This is a genomic window from Mycobacterium asiaticum (assembly GCF_001668675.1).
In the GTDB taxonomy this organism is placed as follows: Bacteria; Actinomycetota; Actinomycetes; order Mycobacteriales; family Mycobacteriaceae; genus Mycobacterium; species Mycobacterium asiaticum_D.
Genome location: NZ_LZKQ01000199.1, coordinates 1 through 11,027, shown reverse-complemented (window position 1 = coordinate 11,027; position 11,027 = coordinate 1). Strand labels below are relative to the sequence as shown.

General features: G+C 66.7%; 13 protein-coding genes and 2 pseudogenes. 6 read left to right on the top strand and 9 right to left on the bottom strand.

Annotated elements, in window-relative coordinates; genetic code table 11:
* Positions 1-82 precede the first annotated feature (82 nt).
* The 6 genes and pseudogenes from A9X01_RS17070 to A9X01_RS17045 all read right to left on the bottom strand — a co-directional run.
* Positions 83-649, bottom strand: a pseudogene (locus A9X01_RS17070) (DUF1298 domain-containing protein); the annotation flags it as partial.
* Between the two features lie 19 nt (positions 650-668).
* Entirely contained in the window at positions 669-1,574 is a 906-nt protein-coding gene (locus tag A9X01_RS17065; RefSeq protein ID WP_065121870.1) for an alpha/beta fold hydrolase, read from the bottom strand.
* Positions 1,575-1,678: 104 nt separating this feature from the next.
* Positions 1,679-2,152 carry a VOC family protein gene (locus A9X01_RS17060; protein WP_065121869.1) on the bottom strand — a complete coding sequence of 158 codons (474 nt, stop codon included), beginning with the start codon at positions 2,150-2,152 and terminating at the stop codon, positions 1,679-1,681.
* A 79-nt stretch (positions 2,153-2,231) separates the two neighbouring features.
* The gene (locus tag A9X01_RS17055; protein ID WP_253849160.1) at positions 2,232-2,489 is read right to left on the bottom strand and encodes an anti-sigma factor family protein; all 258 of its coding nucleotides are present in this window, start codon (positions 2,487-2,489) and stop codon (positions 2,232-2,234) included.
* Positions 2,486-3,112, bottom strand: coding sequence for an RNA polymerase sigma factor (locus A9X01_RS17050; RefSeq protein ID WP_065121867.1), 627 nt, complete (start codon positions 3,110-3,112; stop codon positions 2,486-2,488). Before A9X01_RS17050 ends, A9X01_RS17055 begins: the two co-directional genes overlap by 4 nt.
* Positions 3,113-3,146: 34 nt before the next feature.
* The gene (locus tag A9X01_RS17045) at positions 3,147-3,638 is read right to left on the bottom strand and encodes a YkgB family protein (protein ID WP_081282430.1); all 492 of its coding nucleotides are present in this window, start codon (positions 3,636-3,638) and stop codon (positions 3,147-3,149) included.
* Positions 3,639-3,756: 118 nt separating this feature from the next.
* Between A9X01_RS17045 and A9X01_RS17040 the strand changes: the two genes are divergently transcribed.
* Genes A9X01_RS17040 through A9X01_RS17025 form a run of 4 tightly spaced genes read left to right on the top strand, consistent with a single transcriptional unit; the run spans position 3,757 to position 7,279 of the window.
* Positions 3,757-4,620 (top strand): SDR family NAD(P)-dependent oxidoreductase, encoded by an 864-nt coding sequence (locus tag A9X01_RS17040; protein WP_065121866.1) that lies wholly within the window; start codon positions 3,757-3,759, stop codon positions 4,618-4,620.
* Between the two features lie 54 nt (positions 4,621-4,674).
* Entirely contained in the window at positions 4,675-5,745 is a 1,071-nt protein-coding gene (locus A9X01_RS17035; RefSeq protein WP_065121865.1) for an NAD(P)H-dependent amine dehydrogenase family protein, read from the top strand.
* Positions 5,742-6,377, top strand: a complete 636-nt coding sequence (locus tag A9X01_RS17030) for a TetR/AcrR family transcriptional regulator (RefSeq protein ID WP_065121864.1) — start codon at positions 5,742-5,744, stop codon at positions 6,375-6,377. Before A9X01_RS17035 ends, A9X01_RS17030 begins: the two co-directional genes overlap by 4 nt.
* Positions 6,374-7,279, top strand: coding sequence for an alpha/beta fold hydrolase (locus A9X01_RS17025; protein WP_065121863.1), 906 nt, complete (start codon positions 6,374-6,376; stop codon positions 7,277-7,279). The genes A9X01_RS17030 and A9X01_RS17025 overlap by 4 nt, the downstream gene beginning before the upstream one ends.
* A 37-nt stretch (positions 7,280-7,316) precedes the next feature.
* On the opposite strand, the gene gnd is transcribed toward A9X01_RS17025, so the two are convergent.
* Together gnd and A9X01_RS17015 are read right to left on the bottom strand one after the other, a co-directional pair.
* Positions 7,317-8,339 carry a phosphogluconate dehydrogenase (NAD(+)-dependent, decarboxylating) gene (gnd, locus tag A9X01_RS17020; protein WP_065121862.1) on the bottom strand — a complete coding sequence of 341 codons (1,023 nt, stop codon included), beginning with the start codon at positions 8,337-8,339 and terminating at the stop codon, positions 7,317-7,319.
* Between the two features lie 13 nt (positions 8,340-8,352).
* Positions 8,353-9,756: a glucose-6-phosphate dehydrogenase gene (locus A9X01_RS17015; RefSeq protein ID WP_065121861.1), complete on the bottom strand. Its 1,404-nt coding sequence runs from the start codon at positions 9,754-9,756 to the stop codon at positions 8,353-8,355.
* Between the two features lie 131 nt (positions 9,757-9,887).
* Between A9X01_RS17015 and A9X01_RS17010 the strand changes: the two genes are divergently transcribed.
* Positions 9,888-10,718 (top strand): adenylate/guanylate cyclase domain-containing protein, encoded by an 831-nt coding sequence (locus A9X01_RS17010; protein ID WP_065121860.1) that lies wholly within the window; start codon positions 9,888-9,890, stop codon positions 10,716-10,718.
* Here A9X01_RS17010 and A9X01_RS17005 read toward each other — a convergent pair.
* Positions 10,673-10,876 carry a hypothetical protein gene (locus A9X01_RS17005; RefSeq protein ID WP_081282431.1) on the bottom strand — a complete coding sequence of 68 codons (204 nt, stop codon included), beginning with the start codon at positions 10,874-10,876 and terminating at the stop codon, positions 10,673-10,675. The genes A9X01_RS17010 and A9X01_RS17005 overlap by 46 nt on opposite strands.
* A 42-nt stretch (positions 10,877-10,918) precedes the next feature.
* Between A9X01_RS17005 and A9X01_RS29975 the strand changes: the two are divergent.
* Positions 10,919-11,027, top strand: a pseudogene (locus A9X01_RS29975) (guanylate cyclase); the annotation flags it as partial.

The following is an 11,027-nucleotide window of genomic DNA, read 5'->3' as shown; positions in this document are numbered from 1 at the left end:
GCGCGCCAACCGCCAATTGATGCGCGACACCGAGGCGGGGCTGGTGCCTTTGGGAGTCGGGTTAAGGCCGCCGGTAGCCACGAACGCCAGGCCCGGTGTCGACCGTGCGGTGCGCACGCGCCGCCGCAACCGCCAGCCGGGGAGCAAACCCGGGCCGCGTCGCGGTGACCGTGGGTACCGGCACCGGACGGCCGAAAAGCCACGCGGCCATGGCCGACGCCCGGGCGCCGTCCCCCAACGCGTGCGCGACCTGCAGCACCGTAACGGTACCGGGCCGGGGCACTCCCGGAATGCCGTCCACCGGCGTGAAAATGTGCAGCCGCCACGCCATTTGCCGGATGTCCAACTGGTGGGCGGCGAGGCCGGCCACCGCGACCAGACACCCGTCCCAGCCGGCGCCGGCCGACTCGCTCAACTCGTGGCGCACTATCTGATCCGGCTCGGGCGGCGCGGGCACCCACCGCGGATACCGCGCCGCGCAGTCATCGGCGACCCGCATGCTCAGGTCTGCGCAGGCGCGCGCCCGGTCGCGGACGCGGTCGATGGCGGAGTCCACGTCGTCGGGTTCGCCGTCGAACGCATACAACAGAAACTGGTCGCTGGGAACCTTGGCCGACATCCAGTAGAACTGGGCGTCGACGGCCGCCATCCGGTGCCCGACAGCCACCTCAGCGGGGCGAACCGACGAAGGTCAGCACCAGGTTGGCGACCTTGTCCGGCTGTTCGAGCTGAAGGAAGTGCCCGGCATGCGAGACGACCGAAACCTCGCTGCCCGCAGGCAATATGGGCTCCACCCAGTGCGTGAACGCCGCCGTCATGCAGCCGTCGTCCTGACCGTGCAGGTACAGCGTCGCCAACTGCGGCGGCTCCGTCCAATAGCGGTGCAGCTCCGCGTACTGTGCCGGCGCCCGGGTGTTGCGGATCGTGGCCCGGTACGGGCCCAGCGCCGCGCGCCAGCTCTCCGGCGTGCCGATCGCGGCGTCGACGTGGCGCAGATCCTCGTCGGCCCGGTAGCCCGGGGACCAGCGCCGCCACAGCAGCGGCACCACCCACGACGCGGATCGCTCCGGCAGGAAGGGCAATTGGAAGTAGCTGATGTACCAGCTGCGCAGCACCTGACGCGCCAACTCGCGGGCCAACCGGCCGCGGTCGGAAACCCCACCCCGCGGACGGAACGCTCCCGAGGGCGGCACCGACATGATCACCGCCTTGGCGAACGGGCTGTCCGGCATGGCCGCCAGCCCCGTCGCGGCGATCGCCCCCCAGTCATGGCCGATGATCACATCGCCCTCGCTGCCACCCGCCGCCGCCCGCACCCGCAGCGCATCGTCCATCAGCGCCCCGATGTGGTAGCTCCCGTCAACCGGGATGTCCGACGGCGCGTAGCCGCGCATGAACGGCGCGACGACCCGCCAACCGGATTCGGCCAGTCGCGGCGCGAGTTTGCGCCACCCGTATGCGGTGTCGGGAAATCCGTGCAGACACAAGGCGATCGGGGCGTCGTCGGGCCCCCAGGTGAGCGCCTTGAGGTCGCCGTTGGGGCCTTTGACGTCGATCCAGCCTGGTTCAGACAACGCGACTCCTGTTCGCCGTTTGCTCGACCAGTCCAACGTAACCGGCCGTCAACGGGACAAGGAAGGGCGGTTTCGGCCGGGCCTCGCCTACCAGGCAGAACAGCTCAGAGTTGGGCGACCGCCCGCTCGAGGTCGGCGACGATGATCTTGCGCATGCCGTGCATCGCCTTGGTGGCCTCGGCCGCCCGGGCGGGATCCGGGTCGTTGACCAACTCCATCAGCCGAGCCGGCACGATCTGCCAGCTCAGGCCGAAGCGGTCCTTGAGCCAGCCGCACTCCGATTCCGTCCCGCCCTCGACGAGCCGGTCCCAGTAGTAGTCCACCTCGTCCTGATCTTTGCAGTCGACGGTGAACGACACCGCCTCGTCGAAGGTGAACACCGGACCGCCGTTGAGCCCGATGAAGCGATGGCCGTCGAGCACGAAGGAGCCGAACGCCACCGAACCCGGCTCACCCGGCCCGACGTCGGTGTACCGGGTGTACCCCTCGACGTATGAGTTCGGAAACACCGACGTGTAGAACTCCGCCGCCTCTTCCAAGTTGTTGTCGAACCACAGTGAGGGCGTGATGGTCGGCACTGGCTGCCTCCTTTGTCGTCTGGTCTGTTACAGGGGCAGACCGTGGCGGCATCGGAAACTCATCGCCGGCCCGGAACGGCTATTCCCCCGTGGGGCCGGCCTGCCATCCACCGAAAGTCTCGAGCAGACGTTGCCGGAAACTCGGATCGAGCCGGTCCGGCGAGACCCGGCCCAGCGTGTCGATGGTGGTCTGGAACTGCTCGAGGTAATTCCCGCAGCCGTCGCATTCGGTCAGATGTTCGTCGAACCGCGTCCTGGTCTCGGGATCGAGTGTGCCCTCGAGGTACTCGGTCACGAGTTCGACGAGTTCGTTGCAATCCATTGCGCGCGAGGTCATTGGCGTGTCCCAAGATAGTCTTCGAGTTCCTGGCGCACCGTCGCTCGCCCGCGGTGCAACAGCACGCGTTGGTTGGCCGCGGTGATCCCCAACATCGAGCACACCTCCTCCGAGCTGAAGCCGAGCACGTCCCGAAGACTGACCACCGCCCGTTGGTTCTCGGGCAGCCGGCCGAGTCCCCGGCCGGCGATCCGGGTCAGTTCGTCGCCGAGCAGAGATCCCTCTGGGGTGTCGGGAAACGGTGCGGGCGCCTCTTTCCAGTGCCCCGGCTGGGTATCGCCGGCGTCGCGGAACCGCTGCGGATCCACGGTGCCGCCGCCGGCGACGCGTGCCGCGGTGTCGACCTGCCGCCGCTCGGCCAGCCCGTGCTTCTTGGCGATATTGATCAGGATGCTGAAGATCCAGGTGCGCAACGAGGATCGGCCTTCGAATCGGCCGATCCCCTGCAGGACGGCCACCCAGGTCTCCTGCACGACATCCTCGGCCACCTCCCGACTCGGTACGTAATCCGTCGCGACCCGCAGCATCGACGGCCCGTACCGGTCGATCAATTCCGCGAACGCCGGCCGGTCACCGGCGCGCAACCTCGACACCAAGGTGTCCGCCTGGTCCGGTGGCGGCATACGGGCATCCAATCGACGAGGCAGCGTGGCGGAGCTACCGAACTCTAGCGGCCAGCGCGTCCCGCAGGGTCCACACCGACAGGGCCAGCAGGGCGACATCTTTGATCAGGAACTGCCCGGTGCTGGACAGAACCGGGAACCCGCCCGCCTCTGCCGCTGTCACCCCGGGCGTGGTGAACAGAAAAGACAGCGTGATCAAGAACATTCCGACCGCCCCCAGGCTGCCCAGCAGCGACAACCGCGGCTGCCACGGCTTGATCGCGATCAGTGCCGCCAGAGTCAGTTCCACCACGCCGAGGATCGCGGAGAAGGTGGTGACCGAGAAGGCGTGGTAGACCCAGCTCAGCAATGGGCTGTTGGCGACCAGCGGTTGGATGCCCGCCGCTTCGTACCCGGTGAACTTCAGCGCGCCGATCCAGCCGATCACCAGCACCAGGGCATACCGTGCGGCGACATCGGGAACGGGCGTCAACCGGGTGCCCAGCCGGGCCGGGCGCGGGCTGGAAACGGTGTTCTGCACTGACATGAGAGTGATCCCTTCTGGGTCGTGGTGTTCGTGTCAGTGATTGGTGTGGCGCTGGCCCGCAGGCGTTACAAACTCCGCCGCGCTTGCCGAAAAAGATTACAAGTGTAATTATCCATCGGTGGGCTCGCTTGACGGCAAAGTCGCCGTCGTCACCGGAACCAGCCGTGGGGTCGGCGTCGGCATTGCGCACGAACTGCTGCGGGCGGGGGCCACCGTGATCGGCTGTTCGCGCACACCGCTGGACGCGCTGCCCGGCGTCGAGTCGGAACCGCAGTGGATGCAACGCAGCGCTCAAATGGTCTGCGACCAAGGCGATTACCGCGCGATCGACGCGTTTGTACAACGGGTCGCCGACCGCTACGGCCGGATCGACATCCTGGTCAACAACGCCGGCGGCACGGTGCCGGCGCCCCACGTCGATGAGATCCCCGAACTGGTGCAACGGCTGCAGGGGGCACCACGCAGCGCCGACGATTTCGAACGCACCGCGTTGTTCCACGCGTTCGCTGTGCAGATGAACCTGATCAGCCCAATATGGTTCGCCATCCGCACCTACCGGCAGATGAAGACCCAGGACGGCACCGGCTGCATCGTCAACATCTCCAGCGGTGCCAGTCACCCGGCGGGGTCACCCACGCTGGTGTCCTACGGCGCCGCGAAGGCTGGGCTCAACCAGCTGACCCGCTCGCTGGCGCAGGAGTGGGGGCCCAAGGTGCGGGTCAACTGTGTGGCGCTGGGCCCGACGATCACCGAGAACTTCCGCGCGTTCGTCCTCAACAAGGATGACCCGACCGGCGCCGAGTATTTCGCCAAGGTGCCGATGCAGCGCGGCGGTGAACCCGCCGAAGTCGGCCGAACGATCGTCTTTTTGGCCTCGGGCACAGCCGATTTCATCAACGGCACCACGATCGAGATCGACGGCGGCATGCTGCCGGGCGTGTTGTACGAGGCGGGCCTGAAAACCATCACGGACCTGATGTGAGGAGATTGCGATGAACCGCCGCGCGCCGCTGTGGCCCGTGCCGAGGGTATCGATATGAGTCGCAGGGTCATTCAGTATTCGACGGGCAACGTCGGCCGGCACGCGTTGCGGATGCTGATCGAGCGCGAAGACCTGGAGTTGGTCGGTGTGCATGCATCCAGCCCAGGCAAGATCGGACGCGATGCCGCGGAGTTGTGCGGGCTGTCCACGCCGACCGGTGTGCTGGCCACCGACGACGCCGAGGCACTGCGGGCACTGGGGGCCGACTGTGTGGTCTACACGTCGCAGGCCGAGACCCGGCCCAAGGAAGCCATCAAGGAGATCGCCGGCTTCCTGCGAGCCGGGACGAACGTGGTCGGCTCCTCGTTCGTGTGGATGGTGGCACCCGAGCAGGCCGGCGACTGGTTGCGGGAACCACTGCAGCGGGCCTGCACCGAAGGCGATGCGACCCTCTACATCAACGGCGTCGACCCGGGCTTCTCCGGCGACACCCTGGCATATACCGCGTTGAGCCTGGCCGAACGCGCGACCAGCATCACGGTGCAGGAGATCTGTGACTACGCCAGCTACGACGACGCCGAATTCACCGGTGTCAGTTTCGGTTTCGGTACCTCACCGGATCACACGCCGGTCATGTTCTTACCCGGCGTGCTCACCTCGATGTGGGGCGTGCAGGTACGCAGCCTGGCGCAGGACCTCGGCGTCGAACTCGACGAGGTGCGAGAGCGCTGCGAAAAGTGGGTGACGCCCGAACCGATCGATTGCGTGATGATGCACGTCGACCCGGGACAGGTCGCCGCGGTCCGGTTCGGTGTCGACGGAATCCGCGACGGCAAGACGGTGATCACGATGGAGCACGTCAACCGACTCGGTGCGACGGCCGCGCCGGACTGGGCGTACCCGCCGGACGGCCGGCCCGGCGTGCACCGGGTGGTCGTCGAAGGCAGTCCCGGCGTCGAGATCAACACACATTTGGGCGGGCACATCGATCACAACCAGGGCGGCGTCATCGCCACGGCGGCGCGGGTGGTCAACGTCATCGAGGCGGTGTGTCGCGCCCCCAGCGGCATATTGGCCGCCCACGACCTCCGGCCGCTCGACCACTTGCATGGCGTGATGCGGTGAGGGCCCGCAGACCAGCCGGCGGAACGCAGGCGCGCGCCGACCGCAGTCGCCAGGCGGTCATCGACGAAACGGTGCGCTACGTGCTTCAGGAGGGCTTCGCCCCGCCGAGCATCAGGCAGATCGCCGAGCGCGCCGGAATGACGTGGGGTGCAGTTCAATACCACTTCGGCGACCTGCACGGAATCTTGATGGCCGTGGTAGACAAGGGATTTGCGGAACTGCTCGATACGCTCGACGAGTTGCCGGGCCTCGCGGCGCAGATCGCGCCTGAGCAGCGTCCCGCCTTCGTCGTCGAGGCGGTGTGGCAGGCGTTCTCCAGCCCGACGTCCATGGCGGCCCTGGAAATTCTGATCGCCACCCGCAGCGCACGCACCGCCACCGCCAACGCGCATCTGGCGGCGATGTCGGCGCGGATGGCCGATATCGGCCAGCACCTGGGGACCGGTCTGGCGCCCGCGCAAGCGACCCGCCTGGGCAAGCTGATCTGGAGCACCGTGCGCGGCATGGTCGCATTGCAGCTGACCTGGCCCAAGCCGCTGGACAGCAGCCGAGACCGCCAGATGCTCGTCGAAGTCATCACCGCATATCTCACCAATCAACAACCCGAACCGAACGAAAGGCTCACCACATGAGCACCAGCGCACAAACGGTCGAGTTTTCCGGGGTGAACGCGATCACCCTGGTGGCCGACGAATGGAACCGCGGCGCGGTCACGACGGCCGACCGCCCGACCATCCTGATGCTGCACGGCGGCGGGCAGAATCGCTTCTCCTGGAAGAACACCGGGCAGATTCTGGCGGATGACGGCTTTCACGTCATCGCCATCGACACCCGCGGGCACGGCGACAGTGACCGCGCCCCGGACGCCGACTACGACGTCGAGACGCTGACCGCCGACGTCATGCACGTCCTGGACGCGATCGGCCGGCCGGTGGTGATCATCGGGGCCAGCATGGGCGGGTTGACGGGCATCCTGGTCGCCGACCGGGCCGGCCCCGACAAGGTGACCAAGCTGGTGCTGGTCGACGTGGTCCCGCGGTTCGAGAAGGACGGCAGCGCGCGTATCCGCGAATTCATGATGACCAACATCGACGGGTTCGACTCGCTGGACGAGGCCGCCGACGCCGTCGCCGCATACCTACCGCACCGGACCAAGCCGCGCAGCCCGGAGGGTCTGAAGAAAAACCTGCGCCTGCGTGACGGACGCTGGTACTGGCACTGGGACCCCGCGTTCATGACGAAACCGGGCGACGACCCCGAGCTGCGCACCGAAGGCTTCGAGGAGGCCGCGGCCAACCTGTCCATCCCGGTGCTGCTGATCCGTGGCAAGCTCTCCGACGTCGTCAGCCTCGAAGGCGTGGAACATTTCCTGACCCAGGTGCCGCGGGCGGAGTTCGTCGAACTGTCCAACGCGGGGCACACCGCGGCGGGCGACGACAACGACGCCTTCAGCGACGTCGTGGTGGCGTTCGTGGAGCGAACGGGGTCCCGATCTGACGCCGAGCGTGCGATTCCCGACGCGACACGCCGTTAATCCGTCGCGGATTGCACTCTCGGCGGAGGGTATGCCGCTAGTTCGCCGGCTTTTCGGCGTGCCCGCCGAACTGCTTGCGCATCGCCGAGAGGGCCTTGTTCGCGAAATCGTCGAGGTCGCGGGAGGCGAAGCGGGACTGCAGCGCGGTGGTGAGCACTGGCGCGGGAACACCCTCGTCGATCGCTGCGATGGACGTCCACCGGCCTTCGCCAGAATCCGACACACGTCCGGAGAACTCCTTGAGGTCCGGCGATTCACGCAGGGCGCTAGCGGTCAGATCCAGCAGCCAGGAGCCGATGACGCTGCCGCGGCGCCACACTTCGGCGACGTCGGGAATGTCGAAGTTGTATTGGTAGAACTCGGGATTCGACAGCGGCGCGGTTTCGGCGTCGCCCTGCTCGACACGGGTGCCGATGTCGGCGTTGCGCAGAATGTTCAGGCCCTCCGCCAGTGAGGCCATCATCCCGTACTCAATTCCGTTGTGCACCATCTTGACGAAGTGACCCGCGCCGGCCGGACCGCAATACAGGTAACCCTGCTCGGGTTGCGCGACCTCACCCTCGCGGCCCGGTGTGCGGGGTGCCGCATCGACACCCGGCGCGACGGTGGCGAAGATCGGCTCGGCGTGGTCGAAGGCGTCCGAATCACCGCCGATCATCAGGCAGTAACCGCGTTCGCGGCCCCACACCCCGCCGCTGGTACCACAGTCCAGTAACCGGATACCGTTCTTGGACAACGTCTCCGCGTGCCGGATATCGTCGCGGTAGTAGGAGTTGCCGCCGTCGATTACGATGTCGCCTGACTCGAGGGTGTCGGCCAGTTCGTCGATCACCCCGGTCGTGATGGTCCCCGCAGGCACCATCACCCAGACCACGCGCGGAGCGGAGAGCTTGTCCCGCAGCTCGGCCAGCGACGAGACACCGGTGACATTGTCCTCGCCGGCCATGGCCTCGACCGCGTCCGGGCTGTGGTCGTAGACCACGCACTCGTGCCCGCCCTTGGCCACTCGGCGAACGATGTTGGCGCCCATCCGGCCCAGACCAATCATGCCCAGCTGCATAGTTTTTCGCTCCTCACTTGCCCGAGTCCTTGGGCATCCACGGCTCTTGCCAGGGGTGGTGGCCTTCCAGCAGCGCGTCCGCGGCGTCCGGTCCCCAGGTGTCGCAATCGTAGGGATGGATCTCACCGGGATTGTCCAGCAACGGCTGGACGATGCGCCACGTGTGTTCGATGCTGTCGATCCGGGCGAAGTGCTGATGGTCACCGGTCAACGCGGAGTGAAACAAGCGCTCGTAGGGCCGTTCCGGTTGGCCGAGATCCTCGGCGAACGAGGAGTCCAGATGCACGTCATGCCAGCCGTCGTCGACTTTTCCTGAAAGCTGCAGGCGCATACCGGGTTCGGGGTCGATGCGCAGCACGATCTGATTGGGCTCGGCGGGTTTGGCCACCGGCAGGAAGCACAGGCCGGGAGTGCGCCGCAGCAACAGCCGCACCTCGGTGACCTTCTCGGGCAGGCACTTTCCGGCCCGCAGGAATACCGGCACCCCGGCCCAGCGCCAGTTGTCGATCTCGGTGCGCAGCGCGACGAAGGTCTCGGTCTGCGAATCCTTCGAGACTTCCGGGATATCGGTGTAGCCGCGGTACTGACCGCGGACGCACTGCTCGGGCTGCAATGCCGGAATGGCCCGCAACACCTCGGCCTTCTTGTCATTCAGGTCGTCGGCGTTGGGCCCGACCGGCGGCTCCATCGCCACCAGCGCAAGCACTTGCAGCAGATGGTTCTGCACTACGTCGCGCAACGCACCGACGGCGTCGTAGAACTTGCCGCGGGTCTCCACGCCGAAGTTCTCGCCCATGGTGATCTGGATGGCGGCGACGCTGTCGCGGTCCCACAGCTTGGCCAGGGCGATGTTCGCGAAGCGCAGGAACTCCAGTTCGACGACGGGCTGCTTGCCGAGAAAGTGGTCCACCCGCATGATCTGCTTCTCGTCCAGCACCGAGCGCAACCGGGTGTTCAGCTCACACGCGGACTCGTAGTCGTGCCCGAACGGCTTCTCCACCGCCACCCGCGCGTGCGCCAGCAGGCCCACCTCGCCGAGGTTCTCCACGATCGGGGCGAACAACGACGGCGGCATCTCCAGGTAGAACAGCGGCCGTCGCGCGGATTTGATGCGTTCGGCCAACTCCTGGTAAAGCCCGCGGTCGGTGACGTCTCCATGCAAGTAGGACAGTCGGTCTGCCAGCCGGTCGAACGTTGCGTCGTCAACCGTCTCGCCAGTGTCGCCGAGGGCTTCCCGGGCGAGCGCGACCAGCTTATCCACCGAAAAGTCGTCGCTCGCGACGCCCAGGATCGGACAGTCCAGCAGCTCGCGGCTCTCCAACCGGTACAGCGCGCGGAACGTCATTTTTCGCGCCAGATCGCCGGTGAGGCCGAAGATCACAAACACATCCGAGTCGTCGCATTCGCCGTCGGCCAATTTCCCACCTCCAGGACGTCAAATTGGCTTCTAGAGACTGCTTCCCCACGGCGACCAAACTCAACCCTAGACATCGCCGATTCACCCGACAAGGAGGATGCCAGGCCGTCCCGAGGAGCCGCCCTGAGAGGATGGCCCGCATGAGCGATCCGCTTCACTTGGCCCTCTACGCCCTTGCCGGCCTGGCGGCGGTTGAGGCCGCCGGGCTCGTCGCGCTCGCGGTGCTGCTCAAGCGCGCTCGCGCGGAACTGGACGAGTTGCGGCAACGCACCGACGTGAGGCGCCGGATCTGGTCGGGTAGCCGGGAGACGGTCAAGACGCTGTGGAACACCGCGAACCTGATGCGCAAGGAAGGTTTCGGCGCCGTGGTGCGCAGCTCGATCGAAGACCTCGCCGACTGGGCGGAGGTGGAACGGCCCGATCTGGCGCGGGTGACTCCGGACGGGCGGGTGGTGATCCTGTTCTCCGACATCGAGGAGTCCACCGCCCTCAACGAGCGGATCGGTGACCGCGCCTGGGTCAAACTGATTGGCGCGCATGACAAATTGGTTCAAGAGCGGGTGCGCAAGCGCGAGGGGCACATCGTCAAGAGCCAGGGCGACGGATACATGGTCGCCTTCTCCCGCGCCGAGCACGCGGTGCGGTGTGGCATCGACATCCAGGAAGCATTGGACCGAGACGCAAAACGCAAGCGGCACCATGATATTCGGGTACGCATCGGCATCCACATGGGTCGCTCGGTACGCCGCGGTGACGACCTGTTCGGCCGCAACGTCGCGATGGCGGCCCGAGTTGCCGCGCAGGCGGAGGGCGGTCAGATTCTGGTGAGTGAGCCGGTCCGGGATGCCGTTGCGGAGTGCGACGGGATCGGTTTCGACGACGGCCGCGAAGTCGAGTTGAAGGGTTTCTCCGGTAGTTACCGGTTATTCGCCGTTGAGGCCGATTCCGGGCCCGACTCGTAACCGCCGGCCTCGGTTTCGGCCAGCCGCTGGTGCAATCGAGCCCGGATCTCGTCGGGTGTATAGGCCCGCCGTTTGCGTTGATCGCGCACCACCAACGCACCACCGGCGACCACTCCCGCGACACCGGCCAACCCGACCCACTTCCAAATGTTGCGCATCAGCACAGGCTAACGCCGCCGATCTCTGCTTAGAGTGCTCTGGTGAACTCGAGCACGCTCACCTTGGATCAAGTGCTGGCCGAAACGCGGACCGGTGACCTGTGGCTGTTCCGTGGGGTTTCCGGACCGGACCGGGCCATCCAGACGCTGA